The following is a 19,685-nucleotide window of genomic DNA, read 5'->3' on the forward strand; positions in this document are numbered from 1 at the left end:
TTACCTTTATATCATGGGAAAAAATACGAGACATATGGCAAGATGAAACGCGTGGAAATCCCTTCGCGGTTTTTCTTCTCGACCCCGCCCGCCCCCTGCCCCTATCTTGAGGATCGGCTGGAGCGAAAGGTGGTGACCCTGCTTGCCGGGGATGATCCCGACGGATTGCATAACACGCTCAGCCATGCCGGGTTCCGGCGCAGTCAGGATCTTGCCTACCGGCCCGCCTGTGATGGCTGCGATGCCTGTATCCCGATCCGCGTCCGGGCCGGGGATTTCCGTCTGAAAAAGTCATTTCGGCGCATCTGGAAGGCGAATGAGGATATTACCGCCCGCCTCCTCCCGTCGGAGGCGACACGCGAACATTTCGAATTGTTCCACCGCTATCTGTCGTCCCGCCATTCAGAAGGCGGCATGGTGGATATGGATTACTCCGATTATCAGGCGATGGTGGAGGAAAGCCCTGTCCGCTCCCGACTGTCGGAATTCAGGAAGCCCGATGGCAGCCTGTTCGCGGTCTGCCTGATCGACGAGATGGAGGATGGGCTGTCGCTGGTCTACAGCTTCTTCGATCCGGATGAGGATCATCGCAGCCCGGGCAGCTACTTAATTCTCTGGCATATTTTTGAGGCCGAGCGCCAGCAGCTGCCTTATGTCTATCTCGGCTACTGGATCGACCAGAGCCCGAAGATGGCCTACAAAAAGCGCTTCTACCCGTCGGAGATATTAACCCGCGACGGCTGGAAACTACTGCCGAAATAGGGTCCGCACGACCGCCCCACCCTCCCGGATCGAACCATAAAAAAAGCGGCGGATTTTTCAACCCGCCGCATCTTTGTTTGGTCGCTCACCTCAACGGGCCCTAGAAGTAATGGGACACGTCCCGGTGACTTGACTGGCAGCCCGCCACATAGACCGCCTGATCCTGATCCAGCTTGCGCTGTTCACGAATGCCCATGGTACCGCGGATCGTCCTCTCGTATTTCTCCAGCGTCGGCAGCAGATTGGTCCCGGCCTGATTGCGCCAGTCGATCTGCGCTTCATAGTCGGCCATGACCTTCTCCATCTCCTCTGACGCTTTTTCAACATCAAGGGTCCGGTCCCGCAGATTGCGCCGGACTTTTGAAAGGCCGGAGGATATATCGCCCGCCCCTTCGATATCGTTAATACGGCTGGCCAGTTCCTCAACAGAGGCGAGCAGCGGTTCCGGGTCCGCCCCGGCGGCCAAATCATCCTGAATCTTCATCAGTTCAGGCTTGAGATCCATATAGGCTCCGTTGCTTTGCAGGACGGCGATCAGTTCCGCGACCGGTTTATAAGCCTCCCCGGCGGCGCGATTGTATTTGCTCCTGAGCAGGGATTCATCCTTCAACAGCTTATGAAAGTTGCCGTAGGTCTCTTTCCAGTCAGCCGGAATTTCCGCACCCAGCGTCTCCCGCTCCGCTTCCAGCGCGGCGACACGGTCCTCCAGCTTCTTCTTGGCATCCGCCAGATCGTCGGAATACATCCGGCCAATATCAATTTTGAGGTCCTTGATCCGCAGATCCAAATCGGCGATCTCGGCCTCGATCGCGCGGACAACCCGCTGGATCGTTGTATAATCATCGACCTTATCATTGATAACGTCATCCGCCTTCCAGGCGTCGGCCATCAGGGCCGGCGCACTCTCCGCGGCGTCAAAGCTCTTCTCAACACCGGATTTCAATCGTGTCGGCAGATAATCGAGATTAAGCTGGCGCGCCTCTGCAATCGAGGCATTGATCGCGGCGCCGTTGGTCAGGAACTGGTCGGCGATGTACCGGTCGACACAATAGTTCAGGCGCGGGTTCCGGGGCGGCGGTGCCGTCTCCGACGTCAAGGATGAGCGGTTCGGCAGATAGTTCACCAACTGCGGATAGAGCCCGACGATCGCCAGCGCGATCAGCTGCAGGGTGATAAAGGCAATCACACCCTTATACATGTCCACGGTTTTGACAATCGCCGGCGCCACACCGCGCAGGTAAAAGAGGGCAAAACCAAAGGGCGGCGTCAGGAAGGAGGTCTGGATATTCAGCCCGATCATCACGCCGAGCCAGACCGCCGTGATATTCGCCGACGGATCGGCCAGCAGGATCGGCGCCACGATCGGCACGACCACCACGGCAATCTCGATAAAGTCGAGGAAGAAGCCGAGAATGAAGATCACGGCCATCACGATGATGAATTTAGACCAGAAGCCACCGGGCATGCTGTTGAGGAAGTCACGGACGAGCTCCTCCCCGCCGAAGGCGCGGAACGCCGCCGTCAGCATCGCCGCACCGAGCAGAATGATAAACACGAGAGAAGTCGTTTTCGCCGTCTCGATCATCACTTCCTGCAGGGTATTCTCGATCTTGAAGGCCCGCAGGCTGCTCCAGCCGATGGCGATAATCAGCCCCACGGTTCCGATCACGCCAAGCGCAATGCCGATGGCGTCCTTCGTCGTGTCAATGGCCTTGACGTTGGGCTCAAATACAAGCAACACGCCAAGAATGAGAACGAGCGATGCCAGGCCAAGCAGAACCGGCGCATAGGCCAGCTTCTCCCCGCTTTTCAGGCGGTATCCGGCCATCATGATGGCGCCCACCGCACCGATGGCGCCCGCCTGGTTCACCGTTGCGATACCGGCGAGGATCGATCCCAGAACAAGGAAGATCAGCCCAAGCGGCGGGAAAAGCGCGAGAGCCAGTTTGCTGAAAAACGCCCTGTCAAAAGTTCCGCCATGGACAGCCGGTGCCACTTTCGGATTGATCAGGGCGTAGATCAGGATGAACAGCATATAGATGGCGACAAGCAGCATGCCGGGCACGAAGGCCCCGAGGAACATTTCCCCGGCACTGGTGGACACCACGTCGAAGGACGAGGGCATCGACAGCTCCCCCGTCGCGGATTTATAGAGTGCCTTGCGCGCGGTTCCCGCCTGGTCCACCGCGCTCGCCAGCTGGTCGGCGAGGATGATGAGAACAATCGACGGCGGGATAATCTGCCCCAATGTGCCCGACGCGGCAATCGTCCCCGTCGCCAGCGACTTCGAATAATTGTTGCGCAGCATCGCCGGCAGGGAGATCAGCCCCATGGCCACCACGGTTGCGCCGACAATCCCGGTTGTCGCCGCCAGAAGTGCGCCCACGAAGACAACGGAAATCCCGAGACCTCCCGGCACCGGACCGAACAGCTGCGCCATGGTCACCAGCAGATCCTCCGCGATTTTGGAGCGCTGCAACATGATGCCCATGAAGATAAACAGCGGGATCGCGATCAGCGTGTCGCGTTCAACCTCCCAATAGACGCCGCGCAGGTTGGTCACCCCGGCACTCAGCCATTGCCAGGGGCCGCCATGCGAGAAATAGGCATCCGGGTTTCCGGTCGCGGCATAACCGACGATGGCGGCAAGAGCGACCGTCACAATGGCCGACCCGGGCAGCGCGAAGGCAACCGGATAGCCGGACCCGAGGGCCAGAGCCATCAGGAAGATAAGAAGAGCGAGAAAGACAAGTTCCATAATTTATACTCTATCCCGTCAATGACGCTTCATGGTCATGATGGCCCGGCTGGTCGAGATAATCGGCAACGGCCTCCATCAGGTAGCTGACGAACTGGATCAGCATGGTCACCGCGAACACGGCCAGAAATCCGGCCATGAGATATTTCACATGCAAGCCGAAACCGGACTGGCTCACTTCGAAATTGGAGAGCGGACTATAGATAATCGACGCCTTGCTTCCCATGCCGACAAACAGGATCGTCCAGCAGAGCGTAATCCCCATGAACAACGTGCCAACCGCATTGACAAAGCCCTTGGTCTTGTTGGTAAAGCCGGCATAGAAAACGTCAACGCGCACATGCCCCTCCTCCACCAGGGTGTAGGCACTCGCGAACAGGAACAGCGCGGCGTACCAGAAGCGGACCAGATCCCCCATGAACGCCTGTTCATAGGAGAAGATGAAGCGAGACAGAACAATCGCCAGCTCGGCAAAGACAACCAGTAGCGCCAGCCACTGAAAGCCAAGCGTGCGGGAGCGAAGCGCGATCAGGAGCGACAGGACGATCAGGGGAATATGGATATAGGGTCCGCGAAAATGGGCGCGCCCCATCTCGACATTCAACTCATCCCCGATCAGATACGGTAACAACCCCTCAATCCGGAGAAAGGAAAGAGACATGTCGACGAGGCCGACCAGAAAGACCGCCCAGAACGCCGCGCGGACAAGATACGTATTAAAGCGGGTAATCATCGCCGCCTCGTCCCGCAAATGACGGCCGGATGTCCGGCGGACCAGGACAATGGCAAAAACAAGCCCGAGAAAATATAGACTAAGCTGTATCCAGGAATCGGTTGAAACCTCGCCGCCGCCGAAAATCGGCGCAAGGCCAGGCCAACCCTGAACAAAAATCAGATAATTATTGAAAAAGTAGATTGGCAATCCAATTAACATGCACCAGCCAAAAACACGAACTGACCACTGCAGTCCGCGGTTTGATGCATAGACATCTCCCGCCATCGTCATCAGCGCCTCCCATAGTGGAAGGGGCGAGATTGTAATCCCGCCCCCATCCGCAATAAATGCAACTTATATACCCAGCACTCGGTTCCGCTGGTTAGAGAAGGCAACTTCCGCGATCTTCTGATAACCGCCGATTTCCCGGAGGTTCATCTGGAAGGAATCGTCGATCTTCGTTGCGAGCGCGCTATGGGCGCGTGTTTCTTCAAAGACCGCGGCGGCGGCTTCGGCGAAAGCATCATACACATCGTCATTGAATTCCTTCAGGACGACGCCATTTTCGGTGATCATCTTCTGCAGATACTCACCGTTAAGGGCCTGTGCTTCTTCATACTGCGCGGCATGTTCTTCCATGCAGCAGACCGTGATCAGGTCCTGATCAGACTTGGAGAGACCTTCCCACCATGATTTGTTCATGCCGAAGGCCAGTCCCCCACCCGGCTCATGCATGCCCGGATAGTAGTAGTATTTGGCGGCTTCGTAGAACTTCAGGAAGTAGTCATTATACGGGCCAACCCATTCCGTTGCGTCAATCGCGCCGGAGACAAGGTTTTCATAAATCTGACCGCCCGGAAGCGAAACAACAGACGCGCCAAGCTTGGCAATCACGTCGCCACCGAGACCCGGCATACGGAACTTGAGGCCCTTGAAGTCCTCGGCAGAGTTCACTTCCTTGTTGAACCAACCGCCCATCTGGGTACCGGTCGCGCCGCAAGGCAGTGCTTTCAGGCCGAATTCACCGGACATTTCGTCCCACAGAGCCTGACCGCCCTTGAACTTGATCCAGGCATTCCATTCCACCGTCGTCATGCCGAGCGGCACAGAGGTGAAATAGGCGAAGCCCGGATGCTTGCCCTTCCAGTAATAGTCAGCGCCGATATAGGCCTGAGCGTTACCGGAGGCAACTTCGTCGAACGAGTCGAACGCGCCGACACGCTCACCGGCAGCGAAATAATTCACCGTGATGCGGCCTTCGCTGACTTCCGTGATACGTGCGCAGAGACGCTGGGCGCTGATCCCGAGCCCCGGGAAATCCCGTGGCCAGGTTGAGACAACCGTCATTTCCATGCGTTCCTGGGCAATGGCCGGTGCCGCAAACGGTGCGGCGGCAACCCCTGCGCCAGCAATCGCTGCGCCTGTTAAAAACTTGCGTCGTTCCATAAAATGTTCCTCCCATTTTAAAACTGAAGGACGGATCGAGCCGTCCCCCAAAATAGCATTCATGTAACAGATTATTCGCGGGATTTCGGTGACCTGCTTTGGCGCAGATTTCTTATTAGCCTGGCATCAAAAGCCAGTTGCTTGATTTCGCGAATTCTCCCTGTTGCAGGCATTTTGCAGGAAGATAGGCCAAATACAAGGCAAATTTTCATATTCTAAAAATTGCATATTATTGCCGTATTCTATGTTATAATCTTAGAAAAACAGTATAACTTATTGTTTTAAATAACTATACTATCTGATTCAATGCTTTCACCAGTATAGATAATTTTGCCCCCGGCTTTTCATTAAAATGATTGGGAAAACAGCATGAATTCTGGTGGGTTATAGTAAATTCCATCGCTATCGGGAGGCAATTGGTCGAATCCTGTAGATACAGGGCCGCGCGTGGCGGCGGAAAATCCATGCAGTTGCCAAATTCGGGCGGCTCGCCTATAACGCGGTTAGTTCTGCTGGGCAGGGGCCAAGACCCTGTAATATGGAAGAAATCTGCGTGACCCGCCTCACCTCACTTGCCGGATTACTCGAACAACTGAGCGCCGCCATCGGAAAATATGTTTCCTGGCTCGCGTTGTTCATGGTGCTGGTGCAGTTTTTCCTCGTCCTCGCCCGCTATGTTTTCGGTGTGGGTCTTATCGCACTACAGGAAAGCGTGATCTACAGCTTCGCGCTTTTGTTCATGCTGGGCGCAGCCGACACCCTGCGCCGGGACGGCCATGTGCGCATCGATATCCTCTATGGCAAGCTCGAGAAAAGAGGCAAAGCGGTCATCGACCTGCTGGGCAGCCTGTTCCTGTTGATCCCGGTCTGCCTGGTGATCCTGATCATCAGCTGGCCCTATGTCGCCGGGTCCTGGACGATTATGGAAGGATCGCGCGAAAGCTCCGGCTTGCCCGTCCTTTTCCTTTTGAAATCCCTGCTGCTGGTCTTTCCCGTCCTGATGATCCTGCAGGGGATCGCGAGCGCCTGTCGCGCCGCAGCGCAGATTTTCACGAGGGAGACGTCATGACCCTCGCGGACACCCTCGCCCTCGCGCTCTTTGCCGTGACGATCCTCAGCCTGATGGCGGGCTATCCGGTGGCCTTCACGCTCGCAGGCAGCGCGCTGTTCATGGGCGGCATCGGGTGGTTGCTCGGCGTGTTCGATCTGTCGCTCCTGGGTGCGATCCCGTCGCGCATTTTCGGCGTCGCCATGTGGAACGAGACATTGCTTGCCGTCCCGCTCTTTATCTTTATGGGGATCATGCTGCAAAAATCGCAGATCGCGGAAGAGCTGCTCGGTGCCATGGGGGCGCTGTTCGGGAATTTGCGCGGCGGCCTCGGCATTTCCGTGATCGTTGTCGGCGCCTTGCTCGCCGCCTCCACCGGGATCGTCGGCGCGGCCGTTGTCACCATGGGGCTGATGTCCCTGCCGACCATGCTGAAGAAGGGGTATGATCCACGCCTTGCCGCCGGGTCGATCTGCGCGGCCGGCACCCTCGGGCAGATTATCCCGCCCTCCATCGTGTTGATTATCCTGGCGGAGCAAGTCTCCAACGCCTATGTCGCCGCGCAGTCGCTGAAAGGCAACTGGTCGCCGGAGCCTGTCTCGGTTGGCGATCTTTTTGCCGGCGCCCTGATTCCCGGCCTGATTCTCGTCGGGCTTTATATTCTCTATCAGCTCGTGATCGCCTGGCTGAAGCCGGAAAGCTCCCCCGCTGTCCCGGTGGAAGAGGCGAGCGGTCCTGAGGGTAGCTTGCTTCCTCTCCTCCTCCGCTCGCTTTTACCGCCGGTTATTCTGATCATCGCGGTGCTGGGCTCGATCCTGCTTGGTATCGCCACCCCGACAGAGGCCGCGTCGGTCGGCGCGATCGGGGCAATCCTGCTCGCCGCCCTGCGTCAGGAGGGGCGCGGGACTTGGCTCCTCTATGCCGCCGGGATCAGCGTCGTGGCTTTGCTCCTTCTCGCCAATGTCACCGATCTCACCGGCATCGTCACGGAGGGGGTTGGCCTCGCCGCTGCGCTCGCCTTTCTCCTGCTCGCACTAATAATCGTGGGGCTCGCCCTTGCCCTTCTCCGGCTTTATCAGATGCACATCCTGAGGGAGGTATGCCAGTCAACCCTGGAAATGTCGGCGATGGTTTTCGTGATCCTGATCGGCGCCACCATTTTCAGCCTCGTCTTCCGGGGCCTCGGCGGGGATGATCTCGTCTACCGCCTGCTGAGCGATCTGCCGGGCGGACGCTTCGGCGCGCTGCTCGTCGTGATGATCGTGATTTTCCTGCTGGGATTTTTCCTCGATTTCGTCGAGATCACCTTCGTCGTGGTGCCGGTCATCGCACCGGTGCTGCTATTGATGGATATCAGCCCGATCTGGCTCGGCATCATGATCGCGATGAACCTGCAGACATCCTTCCTGACCCCGCCCTTTGGCTTTGCCCTCTTTTACCTCCGCGGTGTCGCCCCGCCGGAAGTGACGACAGGTGTTATCTATCGGGGGGCAATCCCCTTTGTATTCCTGCAGCTTGTGGCGCTTGGCCTGCTTGCCGCGTTCCCTGCGCTCGCGACCTGGTTGCCAGCCTTTTTAAACGGCGGGACATAAAAAAACGGGCGGAAAGCCAGAACTCCCCGCCCGCCTGTCGTTTGAAGTTTTGAGGCTATTTGCGGATTTTCCCGACCAGCTTCCACGCCATCGGCAGAACCGCAGCCGCCAGCGCAATCTTGACCACCGCGCCGACGAGGAACGGATACATCCCGACGACCAGCGCCTTTTCAACACCGGTGAAGGTGGAGAGCCACGCAAGGCCACCCGCAAAGATCACCGCCGTGCCGATTGTCATGGCCAGGCTCGTCTTGAAAAGAGAGCGTCCCCACCCCTTCTCAACCAGTGCGCCAACGAGGGCGGCAGCGGCAACAAAGGCGAAGAGATAACCCGCCGTGGGCCCGGCGAGAGAGGCAAGGCTGCCACCGTTTGAAAAGACCGGCAGGCCCATGGCCCCTTCCGCGAGATAGAGCGCCACCGTGGCACCGCCAAGACGCCAGCCATAGGCCGCCCCGATAAGGACAACGGCGAATGTCTGCATGGTCATGGGAACGGGCCACATGGGCACGGAAATCTGCGCGGAAATCGCAAGAAGCGCGGTTCCGGCGAACGCGAGAACAGCAATCCGGAAGAATTTTTCCAGACGGGACGCATCTACGTCCACGCTCCACAGAGCGCCAATCAGGGTTGAAGAAGTCTCAGATGACGACATTTTGGTTCCTTTCACGAACTCGCCCGAACGGGCCGACAAGACAATGAATGGTTACCAAACGAACGTTTGTTGTTCAACGTATAAATTGCGTCACCGCTTAATATTATTCGAAATCCTATTTGGCTTTCTTCTTGAAGCTCCGGAAATCAACCGCCCCGGCCTTCTCGCGCGGATCGACATCGGCCCCGAAAATCTTCGTCTTCTGGATTTTCTGTGTGCCGGTGGTCGGCAAATCATCAAGAAACAGGATCCATCCCGGCGTCTTGAAATAGGCGAGGGCTTCGTTCGAATAGTCGAAAATCTCCCGCGCGGTCTCATCGGAGGGGGCAACGCCGTCCATCAGCACGATGCAGGCCATCACCTCCTCCTCACGAATCTCGTCCTTGACCGCGATCACCGCGACCTTGGCGATAGCGTCATGGGTTTGCAGCACAGCCTCCACCTCGGCGGCGGCGATATTCTCACCGGATCGGCGGATGATGTTCTTTTTGCGATCCACGAAATAGAGCATTCCGCTCTCGTTCTGACGCACGGTGTCACCGGTATGGAACCAGCCGCCTTGCCAGGCTTCCTCTGTTGCTTCTTCATTCTTGAGATAGCCCGAGAAAAAGCCACGCCGTGGATCATCGCCAGCGCAATTCACCAACAATTCGCCCTCAGTTCCGATGGCAACATCCTGTCCCTTCTCATCAACGACACGGGCCTGCATCTCGCCCGGCCGACCGAAGGCGCGGGTATGAATTTTCCGGGGCTCAATACAATCGGCGAAAACACGCCCCGTTTCCGTCATGCCCCACACCTCGACCAGGGGAAAGCCAAAGCGCGTCTCGAACTTTTCATGCAGTTCCGGCTCGACGCCTGCGCCCAGACCGAAGCGCACATTATGGGCGGCTTCAAACTCGCTTTTTGGCTGGTTCAGCAAGAGCGGCGGCACCACGCCGAGATAATGGATTACCGTGGCGCGGGTCTCGGCGATTTCCTGCCACCAGGTAGAGGGATGGAACCGGTCAGGGATGACCAGACAACCGCCCGAGAGAATCATACAAACGAATGAGACCGCGCCCGCGTTCATGTGAAAGAGCGGCAGGGGATTATAGACCCTCTCCTGCCCCTCCCGGATAGCGGCGACACCGCCCAGCTCCCTATAGGTCCGCCCGGCGGTCAGGAAATAATCATTGGTGAGGATGCAGCCCTTCGGCCGCCCGGTCGTGCCGGAGGTATAAAGAAGGCTGACCTCACTCATCAGATCCGGTGCTTTTCCACCATGCGGCGCGGGCCGGGGGCGCGGCATGGGTCCACCGAACTTTTCGAACAGGACAACGGGAAGCGGTCGCGCCCGCTCCGACGCGGCGGCCTGCACATCCTTTGCCCGCGCCTCGATCGTGATGACGAGATCGACCTCGGAATGATCGAGCAGATAGGACATCTCGTCATGCAGATAGTCCGGGTTGACGGGCACGCAGGAAATACCGAGGGAATTCGCCGCCAGCAGATGCAGAAGATAGTCGGGGCGGTTTTCCAGCAGATAGGCGACCCGGTTGCCGTGGGAAAAGCCATGATTCCGGTAAATGGACTTGAGCCGCTCAACCTCTTCTGCCGCTTCCGCATAGGTTATCTCGACACCATCGGGATGATAGCTCCGCTTCGCATAAGCCGGTACACAGAGAAATGGATTATCCGGATATTTCGTAAAAGTTGTGCGAAAAGCCTCATAAACAGTGCTCATTGTCCCCTCATTTCAATGACAATAATGAATATAAACTAGCTGAACTTGTTGTTCTTGTTAAAGCCACGCGGCGGGAGGCGGCCGGCATTCCCGCGCCGGGTGTACCAGCCGGTCAGGTCCGTCTCGGTCCGGGTACGCTCGCCGGATTTCCAGGTAAGCCCGTCCTCCTTGGTGAAGGTCTTGATATCCGAGAGCCCGCCATCCTTATAGCGCTGCAAGGTGACGCCGCGCCCGCGGGCCATCTCGCCCAGTTCCTCCAGCGCGAAACAGTTGAGCCTGCGGTTTTCCCCAATCACCGCGACGCTGTCCCCCTCCACATCGATGCAGAAGGCCGCCTCGACATCGCCGGAGACATTGAGAACCTGTTTTCCGTTCCGGGTCTGGGCGATGACGCCATTTTCATCAACGACAAAGCCGCGCCCGTCACTGGAGGCAACGAGCAGTTTGCGGTCCGGCTTGTGAACAAAGAGCGAGACAATCTCCTGATCATTGCCAAGATCGATCATCAGCCGCACCGGCTCTCCATGCCCGCGCCCGCGCGGAAGCTTGTCGCAACCGATGGTGTAGAAGCGACCGTTGGTCGCAAACAGCACCAGCTTGTCCGTCGTCTCCGCCGTGATCCAGAACCGGCCCCGGTCGCCGTCCTTGTATTTCTCGGCGCCATTTTCCTCGGTATGGCCTTTGAGCGCGCGGATCCAGCCCTTGTCGGAACAGATGACGGTGGTCGGTTCCTTCTCGATCATCGCTTCCAGCGGGATATCGGGCAGTTCCTGCGCCTCGCCGATGCGGGTCCGGCGCTCGGCGATTGCGGGTATTCCGGCAAGCGTCTTCTTCATCTCGCGAATCTCATCCGCGATCGCGCTCCGCTGCAACTCCTCACTGCCGACCAACGCCTCCAGCTCGGCCTTCTCCACGCTCAGGCTGTCATGCTCGGTGCGAAGCTCCATTTCCTCCAGCTTGCGCAAGGAGCGCAGCCGCATGTTCAGGATTGCTTCCGCCTGATTCTCTGTCAGCGTGAAGGTATCGATCAGGCTCTGCTTCGGATGATCCTCTTCGCGGATGATGCGGATCACTTCATCGAGGTTGAGGAAGACAATGAGATAGCCTTCCAGAACCTCCAGCCGCGCCTCGATCTTGCCAAGACGGAATTTGGAGCGGCGGACCAGCACCTCAAACCGATGATCAAGGAAGGCGAGCAGCACATCTTTCAGGCTCATCACACCCGGCGTCTGGGTTGCATCCAGCACATTCATATTGAGCGAAAAGCGGTTTTCAAGATCGGTGAGGCGGAACAGCCCCTGCATCAGCATCTCGGCCTCGACATTCTTGCTGCGCGGTTCCAGCACGAGGCGGATATCCTCCGCCGATTCATCGCGTACATCGGCAAGAAACGGGAGTTTCCGTGTCTGGATCAGATCAGCGATCCGCTCAATCAGCTTGCTTTTCTGTACCTGATAGGGAATTTCGGTGACGACAATCTGGTAGGTACCGCGCCCAAGATCCTCAATTTCCCAGGTGGCGCGCTGGCGGAAGCTGCCGCGCCCGGTGAGATAGGCCTCGCGGATATTTTCCGGCTTCTCCACCAGCTCCCCGCCAGTCGGGAAATCCGGCCCCGGAATAAACTCCATCAGCTTATCGATCCCGGCATTCGGGAACTTGATCAGATGCAGCAAAGCGTTCGCCAGCTCAGTCGCGTTATGCGGCGGGATGGAGGTCGCCATACCGACGGCAATACCCGCCGAGCCATTGGCGAGCAGGTTCGGAAAGGCCGCTGGCAGTACCATCGGCTCCTTGTCTTCGCCATCATACGTCGGGCGGAAATCGACCGTGTCCTGGTCGATATCGCGAAGCAGCATCTCGGCAATGACCGTCATCCGCGCTTCGGTGTAGCGCATGGCCGCCGCGTTATCGCCGTCGATATTGCCAAAATTCCCCTGCCCCTCGACGAGGGTGTAGCGCTGCGCGAATTCCTGCGCAAGGCGGACAAGCGCGTCATAGACCGACTGATCCCCATGCGGATGATATTTACCGATCACATCGCCGACAACGCGGGCGCATTTCTTGAAGCCCGACCCCGGATCGAGCTTCAGCATCCGCATCGCATAGAGCAGGCGCCGGTGAACCGGCTTCAGCCCGTCGCGCACATCGGGAAGGGAACGGGACATGATGGTGGACATCGCATAGGCAAGATATCGCTCGCTTATGGCGTCTTTAAGCGAGGTCGGGACGATCTCGCCGGGAGAAATGGGGGAATGGTCACTCATGCCCCCTATATACCACCAGTTTTTATTTTGAGGAGGGAAAAATTAAGGCGCATCATTTTCCGATAAATTCACCCCGGATTGAGAGGCGTAACGGCGACGGAGAGCGCCCAGCATCCGCTCCCGCGCGGAGAGATGCATCTTGGGGTGATGCTCTCCCATGAACTTGCCGATGAAATAGCCGGTAAGCTCCAGCCCGCCGAGCATATCTGCCGTTGTTGCCTCCTCCGCCGCCTCCGGATCAAAGGAACGAGTCCTTAGAAAAGCAGGGAGCAGGAGCAGCTTGTCGTGGTAAGGCTGGCCCGCCGCCGCACTTACCGCACGGCCGGATTTGGGGGAAACATAGATCAGGTCCTGCGTCACGCCCGTCGCCGCGCAATGGGTCAGGTCGAGACCATATCCGATTTCGCTCAAAAGCCCCAGCTCCCAACGTGCCAGCAGCAGCGGCCAGATCTCCGGCTGGTCGGCCAGCGCATCGAACAATAGCAGGGTTGCATCGAAAAGCGCACCATGCGCCTCCCGTTCCGGGAGGACAATATCCAGAAGCGCCAGCGCGGAACTTGCGCCAGCCAGCGCGTCCGGCGCATCGAACAGGGCACTCGCACGGGATTTCCTGAGTTCTACCGTGAAGGCGCCGAGCTGCTCCGAGAGGCGGCTCCGCCAGGCAAGATCGACCTCATTGCCCGGCTGCAAGATGCCGCGCAAGCGGCGGCCGACACCGCCGCGCACCAGCCCGGCAGAGCGCCCCTGTTCGCGGGTAAAGGCATGAATAATCACGCTGTTTTCCCCATGTTTCCGGACACTGAGGATAAGACCGCTATCTTTCCATTGCATTTATCGAACCTATCAGATCACGCGGTTATTCCGAACAGAATTCGCACCGCTTTTTTCTCACAAGGCGGAGCGGCAATGCGTCCCATGGAAGACAAAAAGAGGAAGGAAGAATGCCCTTGGAAGCCCATATCGCCCTGATCAGCACCATCAACGATAAAAATCTGCACTATGAGGCGCTGGAGACCGAGGGCGCCGAATGGCTCACTCCCCCGCCGGATACCCTCACCCCGTTCAAATATCATCGCTGCCGATGCAGCGGGCCAACGTCAGGCTATCAGGTCGCGCTGAAATATGACGGGTTGATCTGCCGCATCGATGTGACGGCCTGGGGTATTTCCTACCGCAAATCAACACCCACCTATCATGATATGGAAATTATCCAGATCACTGACAATGCCCCTTATCGGTTGGAGATTGTGATGATCTAGCCATCCGCCGAAGAATGCTGCATTCGCGAGACACATCGAATAACCCGTTGATTTAAATCAATGCTGCGGATGCGAAATTACCTAGATTTCGCCGATAATTGCATTTCGTTGAGTATTTTAAGGATCATTTCATGTCCGCTCGCAAACCCAAATCCCGTGCCGAGCTGAGCACTAAACTGCGCGAGGCCGCCTATATCTTCACTTTCCCGGTGCTGATGCTGATCTGGGCTGTCCAATCCTACACGTAAGATAGAGAAAATGCGGTCGCCTGCACGACCACATCCTGTCTTTCTATCTCATCGAATTACCCGTCGAGCTTGGGCCGCATGATTTCGGTCACCACGCCGGGGTTCGCCTTCCCTTGCGTCGCTTTCATCACCTGCCCCATGAAGAAGCCGAAAAGCTTGTCCTTGCCACCACGATATTCCGCGACCTTGTCCGGGTTGGCGGCTATCACGTCGTCAATCGCGGCCTCGATCGCGCCAGTATCAGAAACCTGTTTCAGGCCCTTTTCCTCGACAATGTCGCCTGCCGCCTTGCCGGTATCGAACATTTCCTCGAAGACCTCTTTCGCGATCCGGTTGGAGATCGTGCCGTCCTTGATCAGATCGATGAGTTCGCCGAGTGCCTTCGCCGCAACCGGGCTGTCCGAAAGATCTTTCCCCGTCCGGTTGAGATTGCCGAACAACTCGCCGATCACCCAGTTTGCCGCGAGCTTGGCATCGCGCCCCTCGGCCACCGCCTCGAAATAATCGGCCACCTCTTTTTCCGTGACCAGCACGCCCGCATCATAGGCAGAAAGGCCGAGTTCACTGATAAAGCGCGCTTTTTTATCGTCCGGCAGTTCGGGAAGTGTTTCACGAATGCGGGCAATAAAGGCCCCGTCGAATTCGAGCGGGAGCAAGTCCGGGTCGGGGAAATAACGGTAGTCATGCGCCTCTTCCTTGGAGCGCAGGGACCGGGTCTCCCCCTTATCCGGATCATAGAGCCGGGTTTCCTGATCGACCGTGCCGCCCGCCTCGATAATATCAACCTGGCGGTTGGCTTCATAGATAATCGCCTGCTGCATGAAGCGCACGGAGTTGATGTTCTTCATCTCGCAGCGCGTACCAAACTCATCGCCCGGTTTGCGCACGGACACATTGACATCGGCGCGCATGGAGCCCTCGTCCATATTCCCGTCACATGTCCCAAGATAACGCACGATACTGCGTATTTTCTTCACATAGGCCGCCGCTTCCTCGGGCGAGCGCATATCTGGCTCGGACACAATTTCCATCAACGGCACGCCGGAACGGTTAAGATCGACGAACGTCTGGCTCGGATGCTGATCATGCAGGCTTTTGCCCGCGTCCTGCTCCAGATGCAGGCGGGTAATGCCGATTTCCCGCGTCTCCCCGTCTTTCAGGTCAATGATGATCTTCCCCTCCCCGACGATCGGCTGCAAGAACTGGCTGATCTGGTAGCCCTGCGGAAGATCGGCGTAGAAATAGTTCTTGCGATCGAAGACAGAAAACTCGTTGATCTTGGCGTTAAGGCCGAGACCGGTGCGCACCGCCTGCTCGACCGCCATCTCGTTGATCACGGGAAGCATGCCCGGCATCGCCGCATCAACGAAGGAGACCTGGCTGTTCGGCTCCGCGCCGTAAGCGGCGGACGCACCCGAAAAAAGCTTCGACTTGCTGGTCACCTGCGCATGGATTTCAAGGCCGATCACGACCTCCCAATCCCCGGTGGCACCCTGAATAATCATTCCCATCGTTATCCCCTCCACCAGTCGGTCGGCGTCGCGGTAAAGGCGGCGGCTTCTTCCAGAACACCACCCACGCGGAACACGGTTTCCTCATCGAACGGACGCCCGAGCAGTTGCAGACCAAGCGGCAGGCCGTCTTTCGAGAGGCCCGCCGGCACCGAAATGCCGGGAAGCCCGGCAAGGCTTGCCGGGACCGTGAAGACGTCATTGAGATACATCGCCAGCGGATCATCCCCCTTCTCGCCAAAGCCAAAGGCGGCGGACGGCGCGGTCGGGGTCAGGATCGCATCAACGTTAAGATAGGCCTGCTTGAAATCCTCGGCGATGCGCGCGCGGACTTTCTGCGCCTTCAGGTAATAGGCGTCGTAATATCCGGCGGACAGCGCATAGGTGCCGATCAGCAGGCGGCGCTTCACCTCGGCACCGAAGCCTTCGGCGCGGGTGCTGGCGTACATATCATTGAGGTCTTTCCCCTCGACCCGGAGGCCATAGCGCACCCCGTCATAGCGCGCGAGGTTGGAGGACGCCTCCGCCGGCGCAATGATATAATAGGCGGGCAGTGCGTATTTCGTATGTGGCAGACTGATATCGACAATCTCCGCCCCGGCGTCTTTCATCCAGTCGATACCCTGCTGCCAGAGCGAGCTGATTTCATCGCTCATGCCATCGATACGGTATTCCTTCGGGATACCGATTTTCAGGCCCTTGATATCGCCGGTCATGGCATCCTCGAAATTCGGGACCGGCATATTGACGCTGGTGCTGTCTTTCGCATCGAACCCGGCCATGGCTTCCAGCATGATCGCGGTATCGCGTACGCTGCGGGCCATCGGCCCCGGCTGATCGAGGCTGGACGCAAAGGCCACCACGCCCCAGCGCGAACAGCGCCCATACGTCGGCTTCATGCCGACAATGCCGGTGAAGGAGGCGGGCTGACGGATCGATCCGCCGGTGTCCGTCCCCGTCGCGCCCATGGCGCTGAATGACGCGACCGCACTTGCCGAACCACCGGAGGAACCCCCCGGCACCAGGTCGCGGTTGTCGCCTTCGCGTCGCCAGGGATTGACCACATTGCCGTAATAGCTGGTCTCGTTGGAGGACCCCATGGCGAATTCGTCGAGATTGGCCTTGCCGAGCATCACCGCGCCCTCATCCCAAAGATTAGACGTCACCGTGCTTTCATAATGCGGCGTGAAACCATCGAGAATATGCGAGGCTGCGGTGGTCAGAACGCCCTTCGTGCAAAAAAGATCCTTGATGGCGAGCGGGATGCCCTCAAGCTTGCCCGCCTCCCCTTTTGCGCGGCGCGCATCGGACGCCGTCGCGGCATCGACCGCCTGATCCGGCGTTTCGGTGATAAAGGCGTTCAGCGGCTTGGAGGCCGTCATCGCCGTGATATGGGCGGCGGTCAGTTCGCGCGCCGAAAAATCCCCGGCGTCGAGGCCGTCGCGCGCCTCCGCGATTGTCATCCTGGTCAGGTCACTCATTATTCGATCACCTTCGGCACCGCGAAATATCCGTCTTCATGGTTCGGGCCGTTAGCGACGACATCCTCGGCATAGCCGCCGTCCGTCACCTCGTCCGCGCGCCAGCGCAGGCTCATTTGCGCGACGGAGGTCATCGGCTCCACATCGTCCGTATTCACCTCGCCAAGCTGTTCAATCCAGCCCAGAATATTATTCAGTTCGGCCGCCATCGGTTCGAGGTCTTTTTCCTCGACCTTGATGCGGGCCAGATTGGCTACTTTAGCCACAGTGGCTTTATCAAGCGACATCTGTCACCCTTTGCTATAAAAGAAGCTATCCGGAGGGTCGGCCCGGACTGTTTCCAACTTAAAAAACGGACGCCAAGCCGACATTGGCTGCAAATTAGCGTAACCAATGCTTCTCGACAACCCCACCCATTTGAAACATCTGTTGCCCCTCGACAAGCGGCTCCTCGGCATGGACCCGGGCACGAAAACCATCGGGCTCGCCATTTCCGATCCCGCCTTGAAAATAGGCACGCCCCTTATGACAATCAAGCGGACAAAGTTCAAGGCGGATGCGGAAGAAATTCGCAAAATCATCGAGAAATGGTCCATCGGCGGTTTCGTCATCGGCCTGCCGGTCAATATGGACGGAAGCGAGGGGCCGCGCTGCCAGTCGATTCGCCAGTTTCAGAAAAATCTTGAGGAATATTTCGACCTGCCCATGTGTTTCTGGGATGAGCGGCTCTCCACTGTCGCCGTCACCCGCAGTATGATTGATGCCGACGCATCCCGCGCAAAAAGGGCGAAAGCGGTCGATAAAATGGCCGCCGCCTACATCCTTCAGGGCGCGCTCGACGCGATGAGATAAAAATATCAACTTGCGCTTGTCGCTTTTCGGGAAGGCCGCTATACAGTTGGCTTTTAATGACAAACACAGATCCCATACGATTTGCCCATCGGCATCTCCTCGATATCGCGCGGCTCAACGCCACCGATATCAATCAAATCCTTTCCTTGGCCGAACATTACGCGGAGATCGCCCGCACGCCGGACAAAAAGCGTGATCTCCTGCGCGGCAAGACCCAGATCAACCTCTTCTTTGAAAACTCCACCCGGACCCGCACCTCGTTTGAGCTTGCCGGGAAACGCCTCGGCGCGGATGTGATCAATATGTCGGTCGGCTCCAGCTCGGTGAAAAAGGGCGAAACCCTGATCGATACCGCGATGACGCTGAACGCCATGCACCCGGACGTGCTGGTGATCCGCCATGGCGATTCGGGCGCGCCACATCTGCTCGCGCAGAAAGTCGATTGCGCCGTCATCAACGGCGGGGACGGCAGCCATGAACATCCGACGCAGGCGCTGCTCGATGCGCTGACCATCCGCCGCCGCAAGGGACGTCTGGAAGGGCTGATCGTCGCCATCTGCGGCGATATCCAGCATAGCCGCGTCGCCCGCTCCAACATCGCGCTGCTCAACATCATGGGCGCGCGGGTGCGCATCGTCGGGCCGACGACCCTGATCCCGTCCAACGCCGCGAAGATGGGCGTGGAAGTTTATAACAAAATGTCCGAAGGGCTGAAGGATGCGGATATCGTCATGATGCTGCGATTGCAGACCGAACGGATGCAGGGCTCCTTCGTGCCGTCGATCCGCGAATATTTCCATTTCTTCGGCCTGAACAAGGAAAAGCTCTCTGTCGCCAAGCCGGACGCACTCATCATGCATCCGGGGCCGATGAACCGGGGCGTCGAGATCGACAGCGAGATTGCCGACGATTTGAATATCAGCGCCATATCGGAACAGGTGGAAATGGGCGTCGCCGTGCGCATGGCCTGCCTTGATCTTCTTTCGCGGGGGACAGCGGCATGAGCAAACCGATCCGCGCCCTTATCAACGCCCGCCTGCTGGACCCGGCAACAAATACGGATGTTCAGGGCGGTGTCCTGATCGAGAAAGGCAAGATCCTCGACTGGGGTGCCCATATCAAGAAGGGGAATATTCCCGACGGCGCGAAGGTGGAGGATTGCAACGGTTACTGCCTCGCGCCCGGCCTTGTCGATGCCCATGCCTATCTTTGTGAGCCGGGCAAGGAACATCGCGAAACCATGATGACCGCGGGCATGGCCGCCGCTGCGGGCGGGGTCACCACCATCAATGCCTTCCCCGCCACCGAGCCCGTGATCGACGATCCGGCGATTGTGGAAATGGTCCGCCGCCGCGCCAAGACGACCTGCGC

General features: G+C 58.1%; 16 protein-coding genes and 1 pseudogene. 7 read left to right on the forward strand and 10 right to left on the reverse strand.

Features of this window, described 5'->3' with window-relative positions:
• Positions 1–42 precede the first annotated feature (42 nt).
• Positions 43–762, forward strand: a complete 720-nt coding sequence (locus P1U71_RS04515; RefSeq protein WP_301104359.1) for an arginyltransferase — start codon at positions 43–45, stop codon at positions 760–762.
• Positions 763–862: 100 nt separating this feature from the next.
• Here P1U71_RS04515 and P1U71_RS04520 read toward each other — a convergent pair whose 3' ends face one another.
• The 3 genes from P1U71_RS04520 to P1U71_RS04530 form a co-directional block, all read right to left on the reverse strand.
• Positions 863–3,520, reverse strand: a complete 2,658-nt coding sequence (locus P1U71_RS04520; protein ID WP_301104360.1) for a TRAP transporter large permease subunit — start codon at positions 3,518–3,520, stop codon at positions 863–865.
• 10 nt (positions 3,521–3,530) lie between these two features.
• A complete protein-coding gene (locus P1U71_RS04525) occupies positions 3,531–4,526 on the reverse strand; it encodes a TRAP transporter small permease subunit (RefSeq protein ID WP_301104361.1) in 996 nt (331 codons plus the stop codon).
• 63 nt (positions 4,527–4,589) lie between these two features.
• Entirely contained in the window at positions 4,590–5,681 is a 1,092-nt protein-coding gene (locus P1U71_RS04530; RefSeq protein ID WP_301104362.1) for a TRAP transporter substrate-binding protein, read from the reverse strand.
• A 538-nt stretch (positions 5,682–6,219) separates the two neighbouring features.
• Between P1U71_RS04530 and P1U71_RS04535 the strand changes: the two genes are divergently transcribed.
• Both P1U71_RS04535 and P1U71_RS04540 read left to right on the forward strand, forming a co-directional pair.
• A complete protein-coding gene (locus P1U71_RS04535) occupies positions 6,220–6,750 on the forward strand; it encodes a TRAP transporter small permease subunit (RefSeq protein WP_301104363.1) in 531 nt (176 codons plus the stop codon).
• Complete coding sequence (locus P1U71_RS04540; protein ID WP_301104364.1) at positions 6,747–8,321, forward strand: TRAP transporter large permease subunit; 1,575 nt, start codon at positions 6,747–6,749, stop codon at positions 8,319–8,321. Before P1U71_RS04535 ends, P1U71_RS04540 begins: the two co-directional genes overlap by 4 nt.
• A 55-nt stretch (positions 8,322–8,376) precedes the next feature.
• Here P1U71_RS04540 and P1U71_RS04545 read toward each other — a convergent pair whose 3' ends face one another.
• From P1U71_RS04545 to recO, 4 genes are all read right to left on the reverse strand, one after another.
• Entirely contained in the window at positions 8,377–8,973 is a 597-nt protein-coding gene (locus P1U71_RS04545; RefSeq protein ID WP_301104365.1) for a biotin transporter BioY, read from the reverse strand.
• Positions 8,974–9,088: 115 nt separating this feature from the next.
• Positions 9,089–10,699, reverse strand: coding sequence for an AMP-binding protein (locus P1U71_RS04550; protein ID WP_301104366.1), 1,611 nt, complete (start codon positions 10,697–10,699; stop codon positions 9,089–9,091).
• Between the two features lie 35 nt (positions 10,700–10,734).
• The gene (parC, locus tag P1U71_RS04555) at positions 10,735–12,963 is read right to left on the reverse strand and encodes a DNA topoisomerase IV subunit A (protein ID WP_301104367.1); all 2,229 of its coding nucleotides are present in this window, start codon (positions 12,961–12,963) and stop codon (positions 10,735–10,737) included.
• A gap of 42 nt (positions 12,964–13,005) precedes the next feature.
• A complete protein-coding gene (recO, locus tag P1U71_RS04560) occupies positions 13,006–13,794 on the reverse strand; it encodes a DNA repair protein RecO (RefSeq protein WP_301104368.1) in 789 nt (262 codons plus the stop codon).
• Between the two features lie 110 nt (positions 13,795–13,904).
• Here recO and P1U71_RS04565 point away from each other — a divergent pair, with 110 nt between their 5' ends.
• The gene (locus tag P1U71_RS04565) at positions 13,905–14,222 is read left to right on the forward strand and encodes a hypothetical protein (protein WP_301104369.1); all 318 of its coding nucleotides are present in this window, start codon (positions 13,905–13,907) and stop codon (positions 14,220–14,222) included.
• 304 nt (positions 14,223–14,526) lie between these two features.
• On the opposite strand, the gene gatB is transcribed toward P1U71_RS04565, so the two are convergent.
• From gatB to gatC, 3 genes are read right to left on the reverse strand one after another with little or no spacing between them, the layout of a single operon-like run.
• Positions 14,527–15,981 carry an Asp-tRNA(Asn)/Glu-tRNA(Gln) amidotransferase subunit GatB gene (gene gatB / locus P1U71_RS04570; protein WP_301104370.1) on the reverse strand — a complete coding sequence of 485 codons (1,455 nt, stop codon included), beginning with the start codon at positions 15,979–15,981 and terminating at the stop codon, positions 14,527–14,529.
• Positions 15,982–15,983: 2 nt separating this feature from the next.
• Positions 15,984–17,462 (reverse strand): Asp-tRNA(Asn)/Glu-tRNA(Gln) amidotransferase subunit GatA, encoded by a 1,479-nt coding sequence (gene gatA / locus P1U71_RS04575; RefSeq protein WP_301104371.1) that lies wholly within the window; start codon positions 17,460–17,462, stop codon positions 15,984–15,986.
• Positions 17,462–17,749, reverse strand: a complete 288-nt coding sequence (gene gatC, locus P1U71_RS04580) for an Asp-tRNA(Asn)/Glu-tRNA(Gln) amidotransferase subunit GatC (RefSeq protein ID WP_301104372.1) — start codon at positions 17,747–17,749, stop codon at positions 17,462–17,464. The genes gatA and gatC overlap by 1 nt, the downstream gene beginning before the upstream one ends.
• Positions 17,750–17,855: 106 nt before the next feature.
• Between gatC and ruvX the strand changes: the two genes are divergently transcribed.
• The 3 genes and pseudogenes from ruvX to P1U71_RS04595 all read left to right on the forward strand — a co-directional run.
• Positions 17,856–18,314 carry a Holliday junction resolvase RuvX gene (gene ruvX / locus P1U71_RS04585; RefSeq protein ID WP_301104373.1) on the forward strand — a complete coding sequence of 153 codons (459 nt, stop codon included), beginning with the start codon at positions 17,856–17,858 and terminating at the stop codon, positions 18,312–18,314.
• Between the two features lie 56 nt (positions 18,315–18,370).
• Positions 18,371–19,318: an aspartate carbamoyltransferase catalytic subunit gene (locus P1U71_RS04590; protein WP_301104374.1), complete on the forward strand. Its 948-nt coding sequence runs from the start codon at positions 18,371–18,373 to the stop codon at positions 19,316–19,318.
• A pseudogene (locus tag P1U71_RS04595) lies at positions 19,315–19,685 on the forward strand (amidohydrolase family protein); the annotation flags it as partial. The gene P1U71_RS04590 and the pseudogene P1U71_RS04595, both read left to right, overlap by 4 nt.

It is taken from the genome of Sneathiella sp., from assembly GCF_029233945.1.
Lineage (GTDB): Bacteria > Pseudomonadota > Alphaproteobacteria > Sneathiellales > Sneathiellaceae > Sneathiella.

Coding starts and splice junctions, on each gene's coding strand:
- gatA (WP_301104371.1), bottom strand. CDS start 17,462: ATGAGTGACCTGACCAGGATGACAATCGCGGAGGCGCGCGACGGCCTC.
- gatB (WP_301104370.1), bottom strand. CDS start 15,981: ATGGGAATGATTATTCAGGGTGCCACCGGGGATTGGGAGGTCGTGATC.
- P1U71_RS04545 (WP_301104365.1), bottom strand. CDS start 8,973: ATGTCGTCATCTGAGACTTCTTCAACCCTGATTGGCGCTCTGTGGAGC.
- ruvX (WP_301104373.1), top strand. CDS start 17,856: ATGCTTCTCGACAACCCCACCCATTTGAAACATCTGTTGCCCCTCGAC.
- P1U71_RS04565 (WP_301104369.1), top strand. CDS start 13,905: ATGCCCTTGGAAGCCCATATCGCCCTGATCAGCACCATCAACGATAAA.
- P1U71_RS04540 (WP_301104364.1), top strand. CDS start 6,747: ATGACCCTCGCGGACACCCTCGCCCTCGCGCTCTTTGCCGTGACGATC.
- gatC (WP_301104372.1), bottom strand. CDS start 17,749: ATGTCGCTTGATAAAGCCACTGTGGCTAAAGTAGCCAATCTGGCCCGC.
- P1U71_RS04550 (WP_301104366.1), bottom strand. CDS start 10,699: ATGAGCACTGTTTATGAGGCTTTTCGCACAACTTTTACGAAATATCCG.
- P1U71_RS04530 (WP_301104362.1), bottom strand. CDS start 5,681: ATGGAACGACGCAAGTTTTTAACAGGCGCAGCGATTGCTGGCGCAGGG.
- P1U71_RS04520 (WP_301104360.1), bottom strand. CDS start 3,520: ATGGAACTTGTCTTTCTCGCTCTTCTTATCTTCCTGATGGCTCTGGCC.
- recO (WP_301104368.1), bottom strand. CDS start 13,794: ATGCAATGGAAAGATAGCGGTCTTATCCTCAGTGTCCGGAAACATGGG.
- P1U71_RS04590 (WP_301104374.1), top strand. CDS start 18,371: ATGACAAACACAGATCCCATACGATTTGCCCATCGGCATCTCCTCGAT.
- P1U71_RS04525 (WP_301104361.1), bottom strand. CDS start 4,526: ATGACGATGGCGGGAGATGTCTATGCATCAAACCGCGGACTGCAGTGG.
- parC (WP_301104367.1), bottom strand. CDS start 12,963: ATGAGTGACCATTCCCCCATTTCTCCCGGCGAGATCGTCCCGACCTCG.
- P1U71_RS04515 (WP_301104359.1), top strand. CDS start 43: ATGAAACGCGTGGAAATCCCTTCGCGGTTTTTCTTCTCGACCCCGCCC.
- P1U71_RS04535 (WP_301104363.1), top strand. CDS start 6,220: ATGGAAGAAATCTGCGTGACCCGCCTCACCTCACTTGCCGGATTACTC.